This window comes from Methanobrevibacter sp. (genome assembly GCF_045586545.1).
Lineage (GTDB): Archaea > Methanobacteriota > Methanobacteria > Methanobacteriales > Methanobacteriaceae > Methanocatella.
In genome coordinates this window covers 1-23,212 of sequence record NZ_JAZNAN010000131.1, presented here as the reverse complement: position 1 = coordinate 23,212, position 23,212 = coordinate 1, and the positions used below count along the sequence as shown (strand labels likewise).

Below are 23,212 nucleotides of genomic sequence, written 5' to 3'. Positions count from 1 at the left end.
AAATTTAAATTTTATAAAAATAGTAGAAATTAAAGTGTTATATTGAATTTAAAAATTTAATTACTTTTAGACACTTTAATATTTGTTCGCATGATTTAAAACAATTATCTTATAACTCCACCAAATCCGGTGAATAATTTTATAACATTTTCAATGTCGCTTTTTTCAAGTGCAGTCACTTCAAATGTTAGGCTGATAAACTTATCATCGATTTGAGGTCCGTTATAGGCGTCAGTAAGTTTAATATCAATTATATTGTTGATATTCAATACTGTATTTTGAATTGTTTCGACATGGACATTTTTCGGAAATACGCAGCTGATGGATTTTGTCAGGGTATTTGAATTTTCAATTTTCCACTGGTGTAGCTCTTCTGGAAGCAATATCCTGATGTTTGCTATGCGAAGTTTCTTAACTTTATTTCCGTCTTTCAGCACGGCAGTTTTGTTGTCTAAACTTTCGAGAATGCCTACATGGATTTTTCCTGAATAGATATGTTTCAGACCAACTTCCTGGCCAATGGACTCATATAATATGCCATATTCGTAATTCAAAGCGCCGATTGCCTTGTCACTCCTACCCAATGCGTTTTTGATATCTCCCATATGCTTTGTTGCATCGATAGCTATTTCAACGAACTTCTCGTCATCTCCAGAATTGATGACGTCTCTTAGTTCCAGAACTGCATCCGCAAAGGTATTTCTGATATGTGGTCCGTTATTGTTCATGGACTGGATATTATATGTCAGGTATGGATTCTGTGAAACGATACGTGCAATCATATCAATCATAAGATTGTAGATTGGACTTTCAAAGTCTTCGGTTTCATTCAAATCGACTTTCAGCTTTTCAATTGCAGAAGCGGTTGAGATAAATGAGAAATGAGTCAAAACCTGGACAATGCTCATCATGAAATCATGCTTTTCGGCTGTGGTTTCAATGATTCTCATGTTTTTGCTTTCCAGATATTTGTAGACCTTATCATACCATTTTCCTTTCTTATCTGCGGTTAAAACAATGACCTGATTGTCCAGTCTGGTTGTTCTTGGACCGAAAACAGGGTGTGTTGGAATATATTCGATTGTTTCGGGCAATACTTCAGCCATTGTCTTGGTAGGCTCCTCCTTAACGGAAGTCACATCGACCATCACTGAACCGGCTTTCATAAACGGCGCAACTTCACGGATGACATCGCAGGTATGCTGCATAGGCACGGCAATTATCACCATGTCGCTGATATTGGCCAATCCCGCATTGGATTCGATATAGTTCACATCCAATTCTTTAGCTACCTGTTTGCCTTTCTTATGGTTACGTCCGGTTATATACACATCAAAGTCATCTCTGAAGTAGTAGATGAGAGTTTTTCCAAGTCCATCACTACCTCCAATAATTCCAACATTCATTTTTACCATTATTAATATTAGATTGGAAACAATATATAAATTATTAACAAGAAAAGTTATTGTGAAAATTATGAAAATTATAAACGAAGATGAAAAGGAAGGTATTGTGGAAATAGTCCCCGAAACCCTGGATGATTTGTGGCATCTCTCCCATATTGTAGAAGTCGGAGACAATGCCTCCTCTAAAACAACCAGACGTATACAGGACAATACTGGTGATAAGCTTAGAAGCGATAGGGGAGTTAAGAAAACATTCTATTTGGGTTTGGATGTAGAAAATATTTCTTTTCATTTATTCACTGGAAAATTGAGATTGACCGGAGTAATTACAAGGGGTCCCGAAGATCTGATTCCTCTTGGGTCCCACCATACTTTGGAAGTCAAGCTCAACACTCCAATAACCATCAAAAAGGAAAGGTGGCCGAATTGGGCAATAAAAAGACTCAATCAGGCTATCGAAGCTTCAAAAAAATTGTCTGCGATAATTGTGGTTTTGGAGGATGATACCGCAAGAATCGGCCTTATGAGGCAATTCGGAATTGAATATTATGGTCCTATTAAGGGCCATGTTTCAGGTAAAAGGATAGTTGACAAGAACAGGCAGAAAAACATCATCCAGTTTTATGAAAAGGTCATAGAATCAATAACCAAATTCGATTCAATCCAGAACATCGTTATTGCCGGACCGGGCTTTGTAAAGAATGACTTTTATGATTACCTTAAAGACAAACATCCTGACCTTGCTAAAATAGCCATCATTGAAGCGACAGGTTCCGGCGGACGCAATGGAATCAGCGAGGTCTTAAAGAAAGGCACTGTTGAGAAATTGACCTCTGAGAATAGGGTTGCCATCGAGATGGCGGCCGTTGATAATCTTCTTACTGAAATAGCCAAAAATTCCTCCAAAGTCGCTTATGGAATTAAGGAAACCAAAAAAGCAATCACTTTAGGTGCAGTAAGCCAGCTTTTGATATTGGACACCAAGATTGCAGATGAAGACATGGGCGAAGACATGGACATGGTTGAAAATATGAAAGGGGAAGTAATGGTCATAAGCAGTGAGCATGAAGGCGGAAAACAGCTTGAAGCCCTTGGTGGTATGGCGGCAATTTTAAGGTATGAAATTGCTTAATATTTATATAATATAATTTTTAAAAATTATAATAAGTGATTAAAATGTATTATTCGTCGATTATTCTTGCATTTTTATTTGTTTTTATTTTATCTGCAATAGGTACTGCTATTTTAGATATTATTTTCAGGTTCTTTGGAAAAAGAGGATATCTTGGTAATTTATATCCGAATGTTAGGGGAGGAATTCCTCGTGCAGTAGGTATAGTGCCATTTGTCATTTTGTCCTTTTACATGTTGCCTGGACATAATGCGCTTGTTTTGATTATTGGTATCTTTGCATTAATCGACGATATTTTAGGAAGAAAAAAATGTATCCCCTTAGGTATTGAATGGGGTCAGCTTTCTAGAGGCATTGGAATCTTTTTAGTCATGATTGCAGGTATTGTTCAAGGAATGGGCGTTTCTTCAATTTTCATTGCGCTCATGGTCCAGCCGCTTAATATTTCAGATATGCAGCCGGGGTCCACATGTATGGTTACAATGTTAATGTCAATTATAACCGTTATTGTCATGTTGATTGTCGGTTCACCGATGGCTGGTGAATTGCCGGCAGTTTACACCCCATTGTTAATATTCATTGTATGTTTAGCCTACTCCCCGCTTGATTTTGCTGGAAAAATCATGTTGGGTGAAGTTGGAAATCACACATTCGGTGTTGCTTTGGGAATTGCATTCTATATAGCCGGAGGATTGGTAGGGGTTCTTGTACTTGGAGTCATAACCACTGCTTTAATCGCATTTGTCAGAAGAAATAATTTAAGAGTATTCTTCAGGCAGCAATTAGGAATCTTGGATCCAACATTCGGCGATTTCTTCATGGATGTTCTAACCGGCGGAGGGCTTGGAGACTTACTTAGAAAATGGTTTTTGGAAGACAGGCAATATGAAGTTAGAAATCCTTTATTAATCTCTTTAGGTTTTAGAAGATTATTATATAACCCATATGTAAACCATCCAAAAAAATTCCTTCCTCATCAAAAAAAGAAAATACCAAGATTAGAGAAAGGAGGATAATTTATGAAAGCGTTATTCATTGTCACTGGAAGAGGATTGGGTGGTGATGCAATGGCTGCTCTAAATGCGATGAGGGCACTTGAAAAAAGAGGAGTTGTCTGCGAAGTTGCATTGGATGCATCCGCTCATGGTTCTTTATTTGAAAAAAACGGCTACAAATGGCATAAGATATCTGTTCCACATGCCGGAGGCCATTCCGCTACCAAATTATCTGCATTAAAAGGCGGAGTTAAATTATTCGTCGCTACTTTTAAGGCAAGAAGACTTATCAAAAAATTAAATGTAAATTTTGTTGTTGGAGTCTTGGGTGGTGGAGCTATTGTCGCATCATTGGGCGCAAAATTTGCAAGAAAACCTGCATTTTCCTGCGTTTCAACACCTCTGGATTCTGCGGTTTGCCCAAAATTCAATCATTGTTATGTCTGGCCGGAATTGGACAAATTCAGATGGGAAACTCTTCCCGATAATATGCAGAAGGCATTTTATCCATTGGCGCCGGATATCGGTGACGGTGATGCAGGCATCGCACTTGAAAAATTGAAAGAATTCCCTAATTTTGATGAAAACAAAAAGACAATTGCATTTTCATCAGGATCAACCATTTTTAAAGGCATGATTGATGCGATTAACTTGGTGGCAAACGAAACTGATGAATACAATCTTGTTTTAGTAGGTCTTCCTCATAATGAGGAATATTACGAGTTAATCGATGAGGAAAAGATAATATATGCGGGATATATCGATTGGATTAATCATCTATTCAAATTCGTTGATTTGACAGTTTTGACTGATGATGGAGTATCCCTTGAAGAGGCTTTCATTTGCGAAAAGCCAATCATCGCCCTTACTAAGGTCAAATGGGGAAGATACCAGAATATGGCTGGAGTATTTAAGGGGGCAATGATTGAATCTGAAGTGGAAGATGTCTGCAAAAGTATTGATGAAGCTTTCAAAAACTATGATTCACTTCAAAAAAATGCTATTGTTTATGGTAGGCAATGTGCATCAGCCGCTGATGATTTGGCAGATGACATGTTAAAAAGATTGAAATAGTGGCATTATAGCCACATGTTTTTTATAATTTTGTAGTTTGTATCTGTAGATGGATGAATTTCTAAAAATTCCCCGTAGTCATCCAAATCATAATCCATTCTCATTAAGTAGGATAGGTATGCTATATCGCTTACAGAGGATGGGGAGATATGATTAATATTATTCAACTTGTTTTTAGCCTTATCGAATTCAACTTCCGTATAACCTGTTTCTCCAGTCAGTATATTCCAGAATGCGCCCGGTCCGCCGATTCCGGGTAATGAAATTTTTGCCTTATCTTCATCGCTGCATGTTGATTTTTCATTTTTGACAAAACTCACTTCCATGTTAAAACTTAAGGTTTGAGGAATGCAATTGTAGCTTACTTTATTTGAATATCCTGCCATATTCCTTGCAGCTGTGATGCCCTCCATTCTAGCTACCGGTGTTAGTTGATATCCTCCAGTAACATCGCCTGCGGCATATATATTCTCCACATTGGTTTTCATCATTTCATTAACTTTTATGGTTCTGTCAGGGTTTAGCTCAACAATTCCATCAGCAATTTCACTGTTCGGTGTTCTGCCGGTTGCAAAAAATGGGATTCCTTCAAATTCTTCATTGTCATCAGTTAAAACCTTATCCTTAAAGGCTTCAACAACATTAACGCCTTCATAAATATTAACTTCAGGAATAATTTTTTCTAAAACATATCTTTTGGTTTCGGGATTGAGCTCTTTTAAAAATTGGCTTCTTGCAAGAACATTTACCTCACTGCCTAATGTTGAGTAAATATTAGCTATTTCACCGGCTATTATGCCTCCTCCAATAATGTTTAATTTTTCAGGAACATCGTCAAGCTTTAGAATATCCTTATTGGTAAGACCAAACTCGGCACCAGGGATATCAGGTATAAAAGGCCGGGCTCCGGTAGCTATGAGCAGATTATCATATTCGAAGCTTTCATTATTCACTTTAATGATTTCATCTTCAATGCTGGCTTCGCCATAGATTATCTCATTTCCAAAACTTTCATTTTCCATCTGATTTAGTTTTCTGAGAAATTCTTGTGTTTCAACTATTTTTTCAACTATTTTATCATAGGATACTTCAAGCTGGCTTTTAATGAATCCATAATTGTTGAATCTTTTATTTTCATCAATGAATTTTGTAATGTCGGTTAATGCGCAAATTACCATGCACCCTTCATTTAGACAAGTACCGGCTATATGATTTTTTTCGATTAAAGTAACATCTTTGCCAAGTTTTCCAAGCTCTATTGAAGCTAATCTTCCTGCAGGTCCAGAACCAATGACTATATTCTTCATTTTATACCTCTTTTAGATAGTTTTATATAATACTAACTTTTAATTTATTATATATATTAAATTTTGGAGATGAGATTATGTGTATTGCAGCGCCTGCTCAAGTTGTTGAGATTAATAGGGAAGACAATTGGTTATATGCTGACTTCGGTGGAGCAAGACAACAAGCAAAATTAGATCTTTTACCTGAAGTAGAAGTAGGAGATTATGTTTTAATCCATGCTGGTTATGCAATTGAAAAATTAAGTGAAGAAGCTGCTAAAGAATCTTTAGAAGCTTGGGAAGAACTTTTAGAAGTTCTTGAAGAAGAAGATAAAGAAATGGAAATGGCAAGAATGGCTGATGAGAATCAGTAGATTGATACTCTTGTTACTCCTTTTATTTTTAGAAATTCATTTATTAAATCCCCTTCAACAGGCTCCTCGGTAATGATTGTCAATAAAGGAGTCCTTTGAAGTTCGGTATCTTCGGCATAAGCCTGTCTTATTCCGATTCCTTTTTCTGATATTAATTTTGTTGTGTGGGCAAGTATTCCTTCGCTGTGGGATCCGACTTCAATTTCAATAACGCCCAATTCCAGATTTTTTGCAATGTTTTTTAGAAGGGTTCCGGCAGGAATGATATTGCTGAAAAGGTTATATAATTCATCGTCTTCTTTTATAATGTCAATTGTTGATTTTATAGCTCGTCTGTCTACATCTGCAGCGTTTGCCAATGCCTTATCACTAATTTTTAAATTACCGCAATAAATCTTGCCGTCTTCACTTAAAGACAGTCCAAGTTCAATCATTTTTTCCGCAACTCTCATTCTTGCAGGGTACTTTTTGAATTTTTCATTAATTCTTTCCCACATTTGTATCACTATTCCAACTTTTTGTACATTCAAGTTATTTTTTGTTGAATATAGTATATATTTATTTTGAAAAATTATTTTAAAATTTCTAAAATTAGTAATTTTTAGATAAAGTTGTCATGTAAGGGTTAAAATCAATAAAAATAGTCAGAAGTAGGCTAGATGGGATTCGAACCCACGACCTCCCGGTTATCAGCCGAGCGCGCTAACCATGCTGTGCCACTAGCCTATAAAAATAAACACGACAGTTAACTGTCAACACTTATACTTATATTAATTACTATATATAACTGTTTCGGTTATATATAGAATTAAATAAGATTTTTTAAAATTCATCTATTAATCATTTCGTTGATGGAGTCAGCCATTGCATGTCCTTCAACGATAATTTTTGCTTTTTCAATACCTTCAACTTGTTCAGCTCTGATTTTTGCATCAGCAGCGATACGTGTGATACTCATACAACCTGGGTTGGTTGGTTTAAGGATAATTTCAGCTTGATCACCTTCAACGGTAATATTTTGTACAATGCCCATTTCTACAATACTTACGCCCATGTGAGGGTCATTAATTACAGAAACAGCCTCTTTAATATCATTTACTAAATCTTCAGACATTAATCAGTCTCCTATAATTTGTATTTATTAATATTTACAATGTCATTTATAAACATTGTTATTTTTTTGAACTTTTGGTAAGAAAATCATTTAACTCTATGTTTAATTTTCACACCAATCCCATTTGAACATTCTTCCATCTCACAACCGGTCATTATTGCTTTCCCGACACCTACAACGGCATCGTTACGAACAACGACCACTTCATCATTTGGAATAATATTTGGGGATGCTTTTACGATTCCTGGTGCAAAAACGGTATTTGTGGTTAGGTCGAAATCAATTTCAACAGTATTGATTTTCAAATCCTTCAGGATTTCTCCACCAGGCAAATTTAATCTGTATAAACCGTAATCTTTATTTAATAATGCCAATTGCTTTCCATCAGATAAAATCCTTTTATGATACATTCCTTTAGTTTTCACATTGTCTGGAATGAACTTATCTCCATTCTCGCCAAACTGGAACTTAGCAATTGACTTAAGCCCATGCAATACTTTTTCTCTTCTGTTAATTCTTTGATGGTTCTTAAGTTCCATTCTTAAATTATAAAGTGAATCAGGTGAAGTTGGCCGGCCATCTTCACAGACATTAATAAAATCATCGACATAGGCTTGCAAAGATTCCAAATAGCCTCCAGCCAGGTTGGCTACAATGGTTTTGCCTTCACAGTATTGTGCAATAAGTTTGCCGGTTTCTTCAATTTCATCCTGTGACCATGAACCGGTTGTACTTACGTCATAAGATTGAATAGGGAATGTATTTTCCAGTTCCCTTGGACAGATTCCAAAAGGGGAAGTAACAATGAGCTCCTGAAATGATCTTGTCAATTTTCTGAATTTCTGATGTGATTTTGAATTGGAATAAGGTTTTTTCATACTGCAAGGCAATAAGACAACAGTATCTCCGAGAGGTTCCATCATTTCCATTCTTTGTCTCCATCTTACCGCTTCAGGGCGATATAGGGACTCTTCACTTGAACATATCACTTTCATTATTCTACCTCAAATGCTTTAATTAGTTCTTCATCGAGTTCAATCAATCTTTTAATATTGTCATCGCTATCCTTGATGTTTCGTCTCCATTTTTCAATGACGAAATCAAGGTCTACTTCTTTTGTGCCGCTGATTAAATTATCGGCATGAGCCACAATCTTTTCTTCAAGGGTTTGTGGAATGTAGGATTTTTTGGGAAGTCCGAGGCTCACGGCTTCCTCTTCGGTAATTCCAGCTCCGATATGCCTTTCAATAATATTCAAAACATCCTGTGAATAGCCATATTCCCTTGCAATTTCAACTCCTTCAATTGCATGGGTAATTCCATGTGTCTTGGATCTACCTATATCATGCAATAGGGCGCCTTTTCTTATAAGGTCTTTATCAACATTATCAAAATTAGAAGCTATTTCCATAGCTTTTTTACAAACTGCTTTACAATGAGCTATAACATTTTCAGGCGTATTTACCTTTTCAAGCAATTCAAGTTCCATTTTCATCTAGCTTTTGTTTTTTTCGGTAAATGACTTGAAATTACTTTCAACCATTTCAATGTCTTCTTTTATTTGAGCTATAACTTCCTCATTGTCTTGGAATTCTAACTCATCTCCACATGCAGGGCACATGAATTCATAGTCGGATGCGTCGTCAAAATCAAGTCTGGCATGGCCTTGAGGGCACACGAAAAACATATTGTTTTCTTCACGATCCAATTCTTCATTGAGCATAGTCAAATAATTTTCAGAATCTTTGATAATTCGATTAATTACTTCATCCTTTTCAAATTTCCAGGAATAAGTAAACCATTGGGTTTCAGGGTCTTTACTTCTTTTATAACTTGCTAATCCCATGTCATATAGTTTATAAAGTATTTTCCTAACAATATTTAATTTAATTCCAGTTTTATTAGCAATTTCTTCATCAGTTTCAATACCATCGTTTAATGCTTCAACAATAGGTAAATTGTCTTCAGTTTCGACAACAGTAGTTAATAATTGTTTTACTAATGGATCATCTATCATTTAATTTCCCCTAAAACTTATTAAAATCAAATTATCATTTTGAAGAATAAAAAAATAACTTAAATTATGATATAAGATTTAAAATCGATATATAATTATGTATTTTATATTATAAAAATATATCTAATATTCTTTTAAAATTTCCAATAGGTTTTCAATGATGTAATCCACTTCCTCATCCGTTAATGTGGAATATATTGGAAGGCTTATTTCATTTTCAAACAGATTATATGCGTTAGGATAATCTTCAATTTTAAATCCTAAATTCTTATAAGCGGTCAGCATTGGAAGAGGTTTGTAATGGACGTTTGTACTGATTCCTTTTTCTTCCATTTTTATTATAATCTCATTTCTTTGCTCTAGAGAGATATCTTTAAGTCTGGTTAAGTAAAGATGTCCTGAAGAAATGTAGTTTTCACAGACATGTTTAGGAGTAATTACTCTAGTGCCTTCAAATCCTTCTTCATACCTTTTAACGATTTCATGTCTTCTTTCAAGTAGGGATCCATATCTGGATAACTGTCCAAGACCGATTCCCGCCTGAACATCAGTCATGTTGCACTTGTATGCAGGAAGCAGAATATCATATTCCCAGGATCCCTTTTGGGTTTTCTCAAGCGCATCCTTGGTTTGGCCGTGAAGGGAGAGAATTTGCAGTTGCTTATATAATTTTTCTGAATCTATTCCGTCATGTGCATTCCAGGTTACCGCTCCACCTTCGGCGGTTGTCAGATTTTTAACGGCATGGAATGAAAAACAGGTAAAGTCGGCAAGAGTTCCCGCTTTTTTGCCGTTTTGAATTGCTCCAAAACCATGAGCACTATCGGCCAATACGATAACTCTTCCAAAAGCTTCTTGGATATCATTATTTGGACTGAACAATTCCTTTTTGGCATCAATAACTTCAAATATTTTGTCATAATCGCATGGGATTCCTGCAATGTCCACAGGCATAATGGCTTTTGTTCTATCGGTGATTGCTTCACCCATCAAGTCATAGTCCATTTCTTCCCTGCCGATTTGGCTGTCAACCATTACGGGTGTGGCTCCAACATGACATATTACGCTGCAGGTTGCAGTATATGTATATGCAGGCACAATCACTTCATCACCTTCTCCGATGCCCAATAAACGTAAAGTCATTTCCATAGCTGTAGTGGCTGCGCTTAGACATACAGTTTTGTCGCTGCCACAATATTCTGTGATTAGCCTTTCAAATTCCTTTGTTTTAGGTCCGGTTGTAATCCATCCGGATTTTAATGCAGCTATTACTTCTTCAATTTCGATTTCGGTTATATCAGGTGGGGAAAAGGGTATATTCATTTTTTTACTCTCCGTTTACTTCTTCAGGTTCTCTGTAAGTAGGAACATGTTTTTTGAATGTGTCTTTGATTATTTGTTTATCGGTAATTTCGTTATCTATGATTTCTCTAAATGCATCCAATTTTACTTCAATGTCTTCCATGCTAAAGTCCATCGGTTCGGTAATGAAGATTTTGTCATGTTCGGTTTCTTCAAGGTTTTCCTCATTCATCAATAGTTCTTCATATAACTTTTCTCCAGGCCTTAAGCCGGTAATTTCAATATCAATGTCTTTTCCGAGGGTCAAACCGGATAATTCAATCAAACTTTTTGCCAAATCATAAATCTTGACCGGTTCGCCCATATCCAAAACAAAGATTTCTCCACCTTTTGCATAGGTTATGGACTGTAAAACCAAAGCTACAGCTTCAGGTATTGTCATGAAAAATCTTGTGATTTCTTTGTGGGTTACGGTAACAGGACCTCCGGCAGCAATCTGCTTTTTGAATAACGGTATTACGGAACCATTGCTTCCTAAAACATTTCCAAAACGAACGGCCACATATTCGGTGTTGCTTTCCTTATCCTTTGCCTGAATAATCATTTCACACACTCTTTTAGTGGCTCCCATAACATTTGTCGGATTAACAGCCTTATCGGTTGAGATTAAAATGAAACGTTTTGCATTGTATTTGTCGCAGGCATTTACAAGGTTATATGTTCCGAATATATTGTTTTTAATCGCTTCGGTCGGATTGTTTTCCATCAGCGGAACGTGCTTATGTGCCGCTGCATGGAATACGATTTCAGGGGAGAATTCTTCAAACAATTCAAATATCCTTTCTTCATCCCTGATGTTTGCAATGATTGCTTTGATGTCTTCAGTTGGATATTTTCTTTTGAGCTCTTGCTCTATGTCATATAGGCTGTTTTCATAGATGTCAAGCATTAAAAGTTGTTTAGGGTTGTGAAGCATAATCTGTCTGCAAAGCTCTTCACCGATTGATCCTCCTCCACCAGTAACTAAAACGACTTTGTCCTTAATCAGGCTTTTGATGTTGTTGTTGTCAAGCTCAACAGGGTCTCTGCCGAGCAAGTCTTCAATTTCAACATCCCTTAAGCTACTGTACAGGTTTTCTTCGGAAATAAGTTCCCTTAATCCCGGAAGAACTTTGACCTTGGCTTTTGTTCTGTTACAAATTTCAAGGATTTCCTTTTTGTTTTCCTGGTCGATATTTACGATTGTAAAGAAGATTGAATCGATTTTGTTTTCCTCACAGATTCTTTCGATATCGTTTCTGGTACCGATAATTTTCACGCCGGATACTGAATAGCCCATACGTTTTTCATTGTCGTCAATGATTCCGACAATGTCATATTTTCCTTTCAAAGTGGATTTTAAGGTTTTGATAATGTCGTTGGCAGAGTAACCCCCACCGATAATTAATAACCTTTCCTGATTTTCATCAGTATAGTTTATTCCCTTATTGGCAATGTCGGATAATAATGCATATCTGATTACCAAACGATAGACAACAATAAGAAAACCGATTAATAATCCAACGGCCAAATTAAGCTTGATTGAAGGATTTTTCATATGCAATACGAGCTCTTCAATCACGGACACGATTATTAGTGATAATATTGAAAGAAGGATGTACATGAAGTAGTCTTGGTTATTTTCGTATCTGATGATGCGTGAATATCTTTTTGTCAGTCTGAATACAATCTGCAGGACAATTATTGCAAGTACAATGCTTATTAAAATTTCCTGTCTGGTTACTGCACTTGTAGGATTCATTAGAAACGAATCGGTAATCAGCACAGACATCAGATAATACCCTAATACAACACAAAAGCAATCCATTAGGGGCAGTAAAATATTCCTATATTTTCCAAGACTATCAACATTCATTAAATTTCATCCTTTAAATTAATTTAACATTAATTATCTATGTAAAATACTTAATATAAAATTATTCTTTAAAAATAGATTTTGTTTAGATTTCTTTATTTTCAATTTTTTTTTTAATTTAGTGAGCTTTTCTAATAATCACGGCAGGGGTATGGGTAATCGAATCCAAATCTTCAATTGTGACTTCATCAAATTCAGTGCCTAAAACCTCTTTGACACTATGGATGGTTTTCATTTCGGTAGATAAGGATTTTTGATAATCTTCAGCAATGTTAGCTATTTTTAATGCAGTTTCCACATCAATCTTTTCGCTGCATCCAAGCGGGGTTGATCCCATATTTTCAGACAACTGCCCCTTCACATATCCAAAAAAGCCGTTGTCAGCATCAATCCCTTCGATGGCAATTGGAAGGGCAGTGAAATATTTTCCGTTTTTCATGTAAGTCGCATCAGTATCGATAATCAGCACGCAGACATCCTTCCCGATTTCATTTTTAATGTCCTTTGCAACTTGTCCAGGGTTTTCGGGAAGAAGGGAAACGCAGGTTCCAGGGGCATTGCTTAAATCTATTCCCGCTTCTGAAGCAGGTTTCAATGCATGCTTGAGGCCGTATAACTGCAGTACCACTTCCTTGTGAGCGTAAGTTTCTTTTGGAAGCTTTCTCAAGTTTTTTATTGTACGTTCCTTAATTCCTAAAAGGGGTCCTAAAACATATCCCCAGAGATATTTGCTCCAGACTACTGTTAAGAATTTGGCAGTTAGGGAGGGTTTGTAATCGGCCTCATCAACCAGTCTGTTCTGGGACACGGATATTGGAGTTTCAGCTATAACCAAATAATCATTATCTTCCATCAATTCCTTTGCAGGTTTAATAATTGAATCTAGGTTTTCATTTGGTTTAATGTAACCTGTTTCAATTGGAATTACGATGTAATCTCCATTGATTACATGTTTTATATTTTTCAAATCTTCGCTCACCATAATAATCTTTATTTAAATTCAATATAATAAATATAATTAAATCATTATGGGATGATTGTTATGGCTAGAAAATTTATTACATATTTTGATAAGGAAGGCGAAGATTACACTGATGAATTGATTACAGCTGTTAAAGATAAGTTAGAAGCTTCTAATGATATTAAAAGGATTATAATAGCCTCTTCAACCGGTGCGTCTGCATTGAAGTTGTATGATGCCGTTGGAGATGATGTTGAAATAATTAATGTCACCCACCATATGGGATTCAGCGGTCCAAACGAGCCTGACATTTCAAAAGAAATGATTGAAAAACTTGAAAAGGTCGGAATTAAAACTTACTTCGGAAGCCACGCTTTCAGTGGAGCTGCAAGAGGAGTAACAAATAAGTATGGAGGATATTCTCCTTTGGATGTTGTAGCAGATACCTTCAGAATGTTTTCCCATGGGATTAAAGTGGGTGCTGAAATCTCAATCATGGCTGCTGATGCAGGTCTCATTCCTGTTGGCGAAGAATTAATCGCAATTGGCGGAAGAGGTCATGGCGTTGATAGTGCAGTTATTTTGACTCCTGTTAATGCAAAAAATCTATTTGATTTGAAAATCCATGAGATTATTGCAATGCCAAGAGACTAATTATATTTTTAAAATTTTTGTCAAAAATTTCATATTTATATAAAAGTAGTTGCATTTAAATATAAGATAAGATAGAAATATTTAACAATTATTTTAATAGTAGATTATAGTGGGGTTAATCCGTGAAATTTATAGATGATGCAATCAAAGAATCCGAAGAAAGAATGGAAGAGAAAGCTCCTGAAAAACTCTCTTCAGACATTGACGATGATTTAATAGAAATTATTAAAGGTGTAAAAACAAATATATTTGTTGTTGGTGCTGGTGGAGCAGGAAACAACACCATTTCAAGATTAAACGAAATGGGTATTGAAGGAGCAACAACAATCGCAGTAAATACTGATGCTCAAGATTTATTCTACTGCCAATCAAGTAAAAAAATCCTTTTAGGAAGACAAACTTCCAAAGGATTAGGTGCTGGTGGAGATCCAGTTGTTGGTGAAGAATGTGCTGAAGAAAGCGAAGATGAGATTAGAGACAATTTGGAAGGCGCAGACATGGTATTTGTGACCTGTGGTCTTGGTGGAGGAACCGGTACAGGTTCAGCACCTATCATCGCTAAAATCGCTAAAAAATTAGGTGCATTAACTGTTGCTGTTGCTACTATGCCATTTTCTGCAGAAGGTATTAAAAGAAGAGAAAATGCAGAAGAAGGTTTAGAAAAACTTCAAGACGCTGCTGATACCGTTATTGTCATCCCTAATGATAAATTATTGGAAGTTGCACCTAACTTACCATTAAACAAAGCGTTCATGGTATCTGATGAAATATTAGGTAGAGCTGTAAAAGGAATTACCGAATTAATTACTAAGAAAGGTCTTGTAAGTTTAGACTTTGCAGATATTAGAAGTATCATGAGTGGCTCTGGAATGGCTATGATTGGTATGGGCGAATCAGAATCTGGCGACAGAGCTTTAGAATCTGTACATGAAGCTTTAAGCAGCCCATTGCTAGACATTGATATTTCAAATGCTACTGGTGCTTTAGTCAACATATCAGGTAGTTCTGATTTAACTTTACATGAAGCAGAAAAGATTGTTCAAGTTGTTGCTGATAAATTGGATCCTGAAGCTAACATTATTTGGGGTACTCAAATTGATGAAAGCCTTCAAAATATTGTTAGAACCACTGTGGTCGTTTCTGGTATCAAATCTAATTATAATCCAGATGTTGTCCCAGAAGTCATTGATTCTGAAGAATCACAGGAATCTGAAACAACTAGTGATCAATTAGACGATTTCATTGATGGAATCTTCTAATTTTATCTTTTTATTTTTTTCGTAAAATGCAAACATTTATTAATGTTTAGATTATAAATTATTTTATTACTATATTTTATTATAATTTACAAATTTTTTAATTTTTAGGGTTATTTAAATGAATGTTCAAGAAGATATTGATAAGTTTATTAAAGACAGTAAAAGAGTATTAAAAGTTGCAAAAAAACCAGATAAAACTGAATACATTGAATTAGCTAAAATTTCAGCTCTTGGTGTAGCTGTAATCGGTGTAATTGGATTTATCATTGTTTTAATTGGTTCTTTAATTGGTTTATAATTAAACCATATCTTTTATTTTTTGATCCCTCAAATTATAATAAAATTTTTGTAATGCTTTAATTTTATTTGAAAATCTAGTTTTTTAAAAACTTTTATATACTATTATTTATAGATATATTGATATTATAGAAATCTTATTTTCAAGATATTTTTTCTTTGAAAATTAGGGCTTTTATAATATTTTTAACTTAATGTATGATTTTATTAACTAGAAAAAATTTTAAAAATAGGTGAATTTTTCATGGAAGATACTAATAGTTCCATATACGCTCTTAAAACCTCTGCAGGTCAAGAAAGAAATGTTGCTAGACTCTTAGCACGTAAAGCTAAGACTATAGATGGCATAGGCATTTCTGCAATTCTTGTCCCGGAATCTTTAAAAGGGTATATCTTAGTCGAATCTTCAACAAAAATAGATTTAAGAAATCCTGACTTAAAAGTACAACATTTAAGGGGAGTTGTTGAAGGCAGTGTTGGAATTACCTTTGAAGAAGTAAAAAGATTCTTAAAGCCAGAACCTATTATTTCCTCAATTCAAAAAGGAAGTATTGTCGAACTTATTTCTGGTCCGTTCAAAGGAGAAAGAGCAAAAGTGGTTCGTATTGATGAATCACGTGAAGAAGTCGTTCTTGAGTTAATAGAAGCTGCAGTACCAATTCCGGTTACTGTCAAAGCTGATCAAATTAGAATAATTCAAAAGGAGGCTGACTGATGGCTAAAGATACAGTCGAAGTTCTTATCGAAGGTGGCAGTGCTACTCCTGGACCACCATTAGGACCTGCTTTAGGACCTCTCGGTATTAACATGATGCAAGTGGTAGAAGAAATTAACAAAAAAAGTGCTGACTTTGCAGGAATGAAAGTACCTGTAATCATCAGTGTTGACAGAGATACTAAAGATTTCGAAATTGAAATCGGTACTCCACCAACTACTTCACTCATCATGGAAGAATTAGGCATCGAAAAAGCTTCTCACGAACCAGGTTTAGATATTATTAATGACTTGCCAATTGAGGCTGCTTTAAAAATCACTAGAATGAAATTCGATTCATTACTTTCTAATGATTATAAAGAAGGTATTAAAGAAATCATGGGAACCTGTGTAAGTATGGGTATTTCTGTTGACGGTAAAGACCCTAGAGAAGCACAAAAAGCAGTAGATGCTGGAGAATATGATGATATCTTATTAGAATAGATATTATTTAGTTAAATTAAAATTAAGTTAATAAATACAGTGTATATGATGTTATAATTTCGGTTATAATTGATATACTGTTTTTAATTCATGCAATCGTTGAAGAATTTTTTTCTTGTAATCGATTCTCATGAAACCAAATAAATCCAATGAGCAGAAAATGTTCATGGGGGATGAATATGACACAAGATGTAGTTAACGCGGTGAAGGAGGCAAAAGAACAATCAAAGCCGAGAAACTTCACTGAGTCCGTGGATGTTATTATTAATATCCGTGACTTGGATGTCAGAAAGCCAGAAAATAGGTTTAATGAGGAAGTTACTCTTCCTAACGGCCGTGGCAAAGAGATTAATATCGGAGTCATAGCTGACGGGGAACTCATTGTTCAAGCTAAAGATGCTGGTCTTGACACTGTACTTAACAAAGGAGATTTAGAAGAGTTAGGAAAAGACAGAAAAGCTGCTAAAAAAGTTGCAAATTCTGTTGATTTCTTTGTAGCTCAAGCTGATATGATGCCACTCGTTGGTAGATTCTTAGGTCCTGTTCTCGGGCCTCGTGGAAAAATGCCAAAACCAGTGCCAGCAAGTATCAAACTAGATCCTCTCTTAGACAGATTACAAAGTACAGTTAAAGTTGGCGTAAAACAACAAGCTAGTGTTCAGGTTGTTGTTGGAAGCCAAGATATGTCAGACGAGGAAATAGCTGAAAATGTGGAAACTGTTCTTACAGTCTTGGACCGCAATTTAGAAAAAGGAAGAAATCAAATTAAGTCCATGTTTATTAAAACAACTATGGGACCAGTAGTGAGGGTGATCTAATGGCTCATGTTGCTGAATGGAAAAAGGAAGAAGTTAAAGAGCTAAAAGGTATTATTGACGAATACGATGTTGTCGGTATCGTCGATTTAATGAACATTCCTGCAAAACAGCTCCAAGAAATGAGAAGAACTCTCAAAGGCAAAGCTGTTATCAGAATGTCCAAGAAAAACCTCCTCGATTTAGCTTTCGAAGATTGTAATGCTGAAAAAGCCAACATTGTAGACTTGTCCGAACATATGGATGGTCAAGTTGCACTCATTGCAACTGAAATGAATCCTTTCAAGTTATACAAAATATTGGAAGACAGTAAAACCTCAGCACCTGCAAAAGCAGGATCTGTTGCTGTCGAAGATATTGTAGTTCCTAAAGGGGACACCGGATTTGAACCAGGTCCATTTTTAGGGGACTTGCAACAAGTTGGAATTCCTGCTAAAATTGATAAAGGTAAAATCACAGTACAAAAAGACACTGTAGTTGTTGAAGCGGGAGAAGTTGTTTCTCAGGCTGTAGCAGCAACTTTATCAAGATTGGATATCAATCCGATGGAAGTAGGTATTGACTTAAAAGCAGTATATGAGGAAGAAGCGGTTTATACTTCTGACGTACTCGCAATCGACGAAGAACAAACATTAGCTGACGTACAAAATGCATTCAAAAATGCATTCAATTTATCTGTTAACGCAGCTATTCCTACTGATAAAACTATTTCCACTATCATTACTCTCGCATACACTAGAGCAATTAATGTCGGTGTTGCTGGAGCAATCATGACCTCTGAAACTTCAGAACCAATTATCGGTTTAGCACAAGCTAAGATGTTAGCATTAGCATCAGAAGTAGCTGATAGCGAAGGTGCAATTAGTGACAAATTAGCTGAAAAACTCTCTAATGTTGCAGTAGCTGCTGCACCAGTAGTAGAAGAAGAAGCTGAAGAAGTTGAAGAAGAAGAGGAAATAGACGAAGAAGAAAAAGAAGAAGAAGATGCAGCAGCTGGGTTTGGGTTGCTATTCTAAAATTATGATTTAAAATTTTTATTTACAAACAAACACTTTATAAAAACTAATGGTGATAACATGGAATATATATATGCGGCAATGATTTTGCACAGTGCAGAAAAAGATATTAACGAAGAAAATGTTAAAAGTATTATCGAAGCAGCAGGAATTGATGCTGATGATGCTAGAATCAAAGCTTTAATCGCAGCTTTAGAAGATGTTGACATCGACGAAGCTATGGAAACTACTGCTATGGCAGCAGCTGCTCCTGCAGCAGCAGCACCTGCAGCAGCTGAAGCTGTTGAAGAAGAAGAGGAAGAAGAAGAGGAAGAAGAAGAAGCTACTGAAGAAGAAGCTGCAGCTGGATTAGCTGGTCTCTTCGGATAGATTTTTTAAATCTATCACCTTTCTTTTTTTTATTTATTATTTTTTTTACTAGTTAACTGATTTTTGTAGTTATTTTATACCAATTTCATTTTTTTATAATCATACTAATTAAATTTGATATTATTTTCATTAATTTTGTTATTCTACTTATTTTTCATTAATTATTTATTAAACAAAAAACATATCATAAACTAATAAAGTATTTAAACTGATTCATATGGTAGAAATTTTTGATGAACTTGGTTACAAAAAGCAAACTTGTAAAACTTGCGGACAGGAGTTTTACTCCCAGGTTGAAAGAGACACTTGTGGAGACGCTCCGTGTGATGAGTACGGTTTTATTGGAAATCCTGCTACCGATAAACCTTACAATTTATATGAAATCCAAAAAGTTTTTAGAGAATTTTTAGAAAGTGAAGGACACACACATGTCCACAGATATCCAGTATTGGCCAAAAGATGGAGAGATGACGTATTTTTAGTTGGAGCATCCATTTTCTGTTTCCAGCCTTGGGTTACTTCAGGTCTTGTCAAACCTCCTGCAAATCCAATAGAAATGGCTCAGCCATCCATTAGACTTAACGATGTTGATAATGTGGGAAGAACAGGCCGTCACATGACCTGCTTTACAATGGGAACCCATACCGTAATTAACAAGGAAGACGATTTCATCTATTGGGAAGATGAAACCATCAGGCTTTGTCATGAATTCTTCAAATCCATTGGAATCAATACTGAAGAGATTACTTTCATCAAGTCCTGGTGGGCTGGTGGAGGTAACGAAGGGCCATGTTATGAAGTCTGTTGCAGAGGAGTGGAACTTGCAACCTTGGTATTCATCCAATATGAAACTTTAGAAGATGGATCTAAAAAGGAAATTCCAATCAAAGTTGTAGATACAGGATACGGATTGGAACGTATTGCATGGATTTCACAGGGAACCCCAACAGCCTATGATGCATGTTTTGCACCTGTAGTTGACAAATTGAAAGAATTGACAGGTGTTGAAATCAATGAAGATATCCAAGGAAGAAACGCTCAAATTGCAGGAATGATGGATATCGAAGATATTGGGGATTTAAAAGAGCTCAGGCAACAGGTTGCTGACAGCTTAAACCTTTCTTTAGAGGAATATCTTAAAGCGGCCGAACCTATGGAAGCAATCTACATCATTGCAGACCACACCAGATGTCTGGCATTCATGCTTGCAGACGGCATCATTCCATCCAATGTGAAAGAGGGATATCTTGCAAGATTGGTTTTAAGAAGAACCATCAGATTCATGAAAGAACTGAATATGAAAGAATCTCTTGCTGAGGTAATGGCAATACAATTGGATTTCCTATCCAAATTTTACCCTGAAATTCGTTATTCAGAAGGCCATATCATGAACATTATCACCTTGGAAGAGGAAAGATATGCGTCAACCGTCAAAAATGGAAGAAGCATTGTCAAAAGATCAATTAAAAGACTTAAAAAAGAAGGCAAATCAGAAATGCCTCTTGAAATGTTAATAGATTTATATGATTCCCATGGAATTCCTCCGGAAACCGTAGTTGAAATGGCGGGAGATGACTTTACAGTCAATGTTCCGGATAACTTCTTTACACAAGTGGCAGGAGCTCATGAGAAAGATACAACAAATAAAAAAGAAACTTTCAAAGTTGATTATCCTGAAACTGATTTATTATTCTATAAAGATTTCTACCAACAAGAATTTGAAGCAGAAATTATAGGCATGGTCGAAAAGGATGGGGACCAATGTTTAATCTTTGATAAAACCGCATTTTATCCTGAAGGAGGAGGTCAACCTTCAGACATAGGTGAAGTTTCCATTACTGACTTTACATTAAAAGTAACTCATGCTGAAAAAATCAACAATGTCATATTGCATCATATAGATGGATTCATAACAGATGCCTTAGTTGGCGAAAAGGCCACATGTAAAATTGACTGGGAAAGAAGAATTACCCTTGCACGCCACCACACTGGAACTCACCTGGTCATTGCGGCTGCAAGAAGGGTATTAGGCAAACATATCTGGCAGGCAGGATCCCAAAACGGACTTACAAGGGCACGTATTGATGTATCTCACTACAAACGTATCACACATGAAGAGCTGAATGAAATCGAAAAATTGGCTAATGAATACGTGATGGACAATATTGATCTGGACATAAAATTCCACACAAGGGACGAAGCACAGCAGCTATATGGTTTCGTGCTTTACCAAGGTGGTATCGTACCTGGAAAAATGATTCGTGTAGTCAAAATACCTGGAGTTGACGTTCAGGCCTGTGCAGGTACACATGTCCTAAGAACAGGTGTTGTCGGACCAATCAAAATCAATAAAACCGAAAGGGTTCAGGACGGTGTTGAGAGGATTGATTTCTCAGCAGGCCTTGCAGCAATCGATTCAATGCAGAATGATGCCAAACTTTTATATGAAAGTTCCGGGGTCTTTAAGGTAGAAAACGAACAATTGCCGAGAACATGTGACAGATTCTTCAGCGAATGGAAAGCACAGAAAAATGAAATTGACCGCCTGAAATCAGAAATTGCATCCTTGAAAATGAATGCTTTAGCTGACGAATTTGATGAAATCAATGGCTTGAAAGTTGTTCATCAGTTAATCGAAGCGGACTTCAAGGAACTTCAGAATATGGCAACTGATTTCACCGATAATGGAAAAGCCGACGTTGTCATTATGGGAAACAATAAGGGCAATATTGTTGGTGCGGCTTCACAGACTGCAATTGATAAGGGAGTTAAGATTAATGAAATTATCAAGACTGCAGCTGGCGTTCTTGGTGGAGGCGGCGGAGGCCGTTTGACACTGGCGCAAGGCGCAGGTAAAGATACAGATAAAATGGAAGAAGCTATTAACACAGCTTTAGATTTAATTTAGGATATTTATTATCCTATTTCTTATTTTTTTTAAAATAAAAAAAGATAAGAGAAAGTTAATTCTCTTACATGGAACAATAGTATATTTTTGTTTTTATCGGTTTGTAACCCTTAATTAATTTTGACACAGGTTCGTAAAAGCCATAGATATCGGTTTTACTTTTATAGGTTTTTGAAATTACTTTTCCGGTTTTTTTGTTTTTAAAGAAGAACTTAGCTTTTACAATAATCTTATGAGGAAGTTTATCCATTGGACTTTTAGCATTATAACATTCAGCATAGACTCCTTTTTTATATTGGGCATCTTTAGGTTCAACGAATGTTTGCATAATGTCCCCTTTGATTTTTTTATAGGTGTTCATTTTAAGAGTAAGGGTCTTTACCTTATTGTTGTAGACAGCAATTTTTCCTTTTTCTTTCACATTGAATTTGGTATCATTGTCTTTAACACTGACTTTATAAGTGCCGACTTTTAGATTTTTAACATTGAATATTTTAGCAATGCCTTTTTTGTTTGTTTTAACGTTATATGTTGTAGTTTTTTTGCCAACTTTAACTTTTACAATTAGTTTAACGTTTTTATGAAATACCAATTTGTTTTTACCTTCATCAAAAGTAGCCACTCCTAATGAGAAATACTTATTTGATTTTTTAGTAAATATTGTATTTCCAGTCAGCATTGCATCAGTTTTTTCAACAGGTTGTCCTTCAGTAGCTGCAGTCGCATTATTGTCATCAGCACTGGTTGTGTTTGATGCACCATCATCACTGCTTGTTGCATTTACGTTTACGTATACTGCATCGTTGGTTGGAGCGTTAGAATCATTTTCTTCAGCAATCAAATCCCCGGTTTCGGATGCTGAAACGCCACCTATGAAAAGCAATAATACAAACATTACTGATAATATTGCTATCATGTTTTTTAATTTCATTTTATATCACCATTTTCAAATAATTTAATATTCTATAATTTGATTTATTATTTTTTAATATTTATAGGTTATTTTTTTAAATAAAAGATATTCTTATTATTATTTACTAAATGCTATTGTTTAAGATTAATAATTAAAATTATGAAAGGAGAAGCGTTATGGGCGATTTAAAAGGCAACATCAAAAGTAA

The 23,212-nt window shown here is 35.6% G+C and carries 24 protein-coding genes and 1 tRNA gene; 13 read left to right on the top strand and 12 right to left on the bottom strand.

What is annotated here, in order from left to right:
* Positions 1 to 104: 104 nt before the first annotated feature.
* On the bottom strand, positions 105 to 1,415 hold the full coding sequence (locus tag ACKI3D_RS09830; protein WP_407394123.1) for a prephenate dehydrogenase: 1,311 nt from the start codon (positions 1,413 to 1,415) through the stop codon (positions 105 to 107).
* Positions 1,416 to 1,476: 61 nt separating this feature from the next.
* Between ACKI3D_RS09830 and ACKI3D_RS09825 the strand changes: the two genes are divergently transcribed.
* The 3 genes from ACKI3D_RS09825 to ACKI3D_RS09815 are packed head-to-tail and all read left to right on the top strand — an operon-like array spanning position 1,477 to position 4,607.
* Complete coding sequence (locus ACKI3D_RS09825; protein WP_407394121.1) at positions 1,477 to 2,538, top strand: mRNA surveillance protein pelota; 1,062 nt, start codon at positions 1,477 to 1,479, stop codon at positions 2,536 to 2,538.
* 44 nt (positions 2,539 to 2,582) lie between these two features.
* Entirely contained in the window at positions 2,583 to 3,554 is a 972-nt protein-coding gene (locus tag ACKI3D_RS09820; RefSeq protein WP_407394120.1) for a cell wall biosynthesis protein, read from the top strand.
* A gap of 3 nt (positions 3,555 to 3,557) precedes the next feature.
* On the top strand, positions 3,558 to 4,607 hold the full coding sequence (locus ACKI3D_RS09815; protein ID WP_407394118.1) for a glycosyltransferase: 1,050 nt from the start codon (positions 3,558 to 3,560) through the stop codon (positions 4,605 to 4,607).
* Positions 4,608 to 4,612: 5 nt separating this feature from the next.
* Here ACKI3D_RS09815 and ACKI3D_RS09810 read toward each other — a convergent pair whose 3' ends face one another.
* Positions 4,613 to 5,914 carry an FAD-dependent oxidoreductase gene (locus ACKI3D_RS09810; protein ID WP_407394117.1) on the bottom strand — a complete coding sequence of 434 codons (1,302 nt, stop codon included), beginning with the start codon at positions 5,912 to 5,914 and terminating at the stop codon, positions 4,613 to 4,615.
* 77 nt (positions 5,915 to 5,991) lie between these two features.
* Here ACKI3D_RS09810 and ACKI3D_RS09805 point away from each other — a divergent pair, with 77 nt between their 5' ends.
* Positions 5,992 to 6,267 carry a HypC/HybG/HupF family hydrogenase formation chaperone gene (locus tag ACKI3D_RS09805; protein WP_407394116.1) on the top strand — a complete coding sequence of 92 codons (276 nt, stop codon included), beginning with the start codon at positions 5,992 to 5,994 and terminating at the stop codon, positions 6,265 to 6,267.
* Here ACKI3D_RS09805 and ACKI3D_RS09800 read toward each other — a convergent pair.
* The 9 genes from ACKI3D_RS09800 to ACKI3D_RS09760 all read right to left on the bottom strand — a co-directional run bounded on the left by ACKI3D_RS09800 (position 6,261) and on the right by ACKI3D_RS09760 (position 13,594).
* The gene (locus tag ACKI3D_RS09800; protein ID WP_407394126.1) at positions 6,261 to 6,776 is read right to left on the bottom strand and encodes an amino acid-binding protein; all 516 of its coding nucleotides are present in this window, start codon (positions 6,774 to 6,776) and stop codon (positions 6,261 to 6,263) included. The genes ACKI3D_RS09805 and ACKI3D_RS09800 overlap by 7 nt on opposite strands.
* 142 nt (positions 6,777 to 6,918) lie before the next feature.
* Positions 6,919 to 6,993: transfer RNA gene (locus ACKI3D_RS09795), tRNA-Ile, on the bottom strand.
* Between the two features lie 103 nt (positions 6,994 to 7,096).
* A complete protein-coding gene (locus tag ACKI3D_RS09790) occupies positions 7,097 to 7,381 on the bottom strand; it encodes an iron-sulfur cluster assembly protein (protein WP_407394115.1) in 285 nt (94 codons plus the stop codon).
* 86 nt (positions 7,382 to 7,467) lie between these two features.
* Positions 7,468 to 8,376, bottom strand: coding sequence for a DUF5591 domain-containing protein (locus tag ACKI3D_RS09785; protein WP_407394113.1), 909 nt, complete (start codon positions 8,374 to 8,376; stop codon positions 7,468 to 7,470).
* Positions 8,376 to 8,870 carry a TIGR00295 family protein gene (locus tag ACKI3D_RS09780; protein ID WP_407394111.1) on the bottom strand — a complete coding sequence of 165 codons (495 nt, stop codon included), beginning with the start codon at positions 8,868 to 8,870 and terminating at the stop codon, positions 8,376 to 8,378. The genes ACKI3D_RS09785 and ACKI3D_RS09780 overlap by 1 nt, the downstream gene beginning before the upstream one ends.
* Before the next feature lie 6 nt (positions 8,871 to 8,876).
* On the bottom strand, positions 8,877 to 9,398 hold the full coding sequence (gene tfe / locus ACKI3D_RS09775; protein WP_407394109.1) for a transcription factor E: 522 nt from the start codon (positions 9,396 to 9,398) through the stop codon (positions 8,877 to 8,879).
* Between the two features lie 123 nt (positions 9,399 to 9,521).
* The gene (locus ACKI3D_RS09770) at positions 9,522 to 10,721 is read right to left on the bottom strand and encodes a DegT/DnrJ/EryC1/StrS family aminotransferase (protein WP_407394108.1); all 1,200 of its coding nucleotides are present in this window, start codon (positions 10,719 to 10,721) and stop codon (positions 9,522 to 9,524) included.
* Positions 10,722 to 10,725: 4 nt separating this feature from the next.
* The gene (locus ACKI3D_RS09765; RefSeq protein ID WP_407394107.1) at positions 10,726 to 12,615 is read right to left on the bottom strand and encodes a polysaccharide biosynthesis protein; all 1,890 of its coding nucleotides are present in this window, start codon (positions 12,613 to 12,615) and stop codon (positions 10,726 to 10,728) included.
* 118 nt (positions 12,616 to 12,733) lie between these two features.
* Positions 12,734 to 13,594 (bottom strand): coenzyme F420-0:L-glutamate ligase, encoded by an 861-nt coding sequence (locus ACKI3D_RS09760; protein WP_407394124.1) that lies wholly within the window; start codon positions 13,592 to 13,594, stop codon positions 12,734 to 12,736.
* A 63-nt stretch (positions 13,595 to 13,657) separates the two neighbouring features.
* Here ACKI3D_RS09760 and ACKI3D_RS09755 point away from each other — a divergent pair, with 63 nt between their 5' ends.
* The 9 genes from ACKI3D_RS09755 to alaS all read left to right on the top strand — a co-directional run bounded on the left by ACKI3D_RS09755 (position 13,658) and on the right by alaS (position 22,091).
* Positions 13,658 to 14,230: a pyruvate kinase alpha/beta domain-containing protein gene (locus tag ACKI3D_RS09755; protein WP_407394106.1), complete on the top strand. Its 573-nt coding sequence runs from the start codon at positions 13,658 to 13,660 to the stop codon at positions 14,228 to 14,230.
* A 122-nt stretch (positions 14,231 to 14,352) separates the two neighbouring features.
* A complete protein-coding gene (gene ftsZ / locus ACKI3D_RS09750; RefSeq protein ID WP_407394105.1) occupies positions 14,353 to 15,489 on the top strand; it encodes a cell division protein FtsZ in 1,137 nt (378 codons plus the stop codon).
* A 118-nt stretch (positions 15,490 to 15,607) separates the two neighbouring features.
* Positions 15,608 to 15,787, top strand: coding sequence for a protein translocase SEC61 complex subunit gamma (locus ACKI3D_RS09745; RefSeq protein WP_407394103.1), 180 nt, complete (start codon positions 15,608 to 15,610; stop codon positions 15,785 to 15,787).
* A gap of 243 nt (positions 15,788 to 16,030) precedes the next feature.
* A complete protein-coding gene (locus ACKI3D_RS09740) occupies positions 16,031 to 16,501 on the top strand; it encodes a transcription elongation factor Spt5 (RefSeq protein ID WP_407394102.1) in 471 nt (156 codons plus the stop codon).
* Entirely contained in the window at positions 16,501 to 16,983 is a 483-nt protein-coding gene (locus ACKI3D_RS09735) for a 50S ribosomal protein L11 (protein ID WP_407394100.1), read from the top strand. The genes ACKI3D_RS09740 and ACKI3D_RS09735 overlap by 1 nt, the downstream gene beginning before the upstream one ends.
* A gap of 179 nt (positions 16,984 to 17,162) precedes the next feature.
* Positions 17,163 to 17,801 carry a 50S ribosomal protein L1 gene (locus ACKI3D_RS09730; RefSeq protein WP_407394098.1) on the top strand — a complete coding sequence of 213 codons (639 nt, stop codon included), beginning with the start codon at positions 17,163 to 17,165 and terminating at the stop codon, positions 17,799 to 17,801.
* Positions 17,801 to 18,814 (top strand): 50S ribosomal protein L10, encoded by a 1,014-nt coding sequence (locus ACKI3D_RS09725; protein ID WP_407394096.1) that lies wholly within the window; start codon positions 17,801 to 17,803, stop codon positions 18,812 to 18,814. Before ACKI3D_RS09730 ends, ACKI3D_RS09725 begins: the two co-directional genes overlap by 1 nt.
* A gap of 60 nt (positions 18,815 to 18,874) precedes the next feature.
* On the top strand, positions 18,875 to 19,183 hold the full coding sequence (rpl12p, locus tag ACKI3D_RS09720; protein WP_407394094.1) for a 50S ribosomal protein P1: 309 nt from the start codon (positions 18,875 to 18,877) through the stop codon (positions 19,181 to 19,183).
* Positions 19,184 to 19,400: 217 nt separating this feature from the next.
* Positions 19,401 to 22,091: an alanine--tRNA ligase gene (gene alaS / locus ACKI3D_RS09715; RefSeq protein ID WP_407394093.1), complete on the top strand. Its 2,691-nt coding sequence runs from the start codon at positions 19,401 to 19,403 to the stop codon at positions 22,089 to 22,091.
* Between the two features lie 64 nt (positions 22,092 to 22,155).
* On the opposite strand, the gene ACKI3D_RS09710 is transcribed toward alaS, so the two are convergent.
* Entirely contained in the window at positions 22,156 to 23,022 is an 867-nt protein-coding gene (locus ACKI3D_RS09710; protein ID WP_407394092.1) for a hypothetical protein, read from the bottom strand.
* Positions 23,023 to 23,212 lie beyond the last annotated feature (190 nt).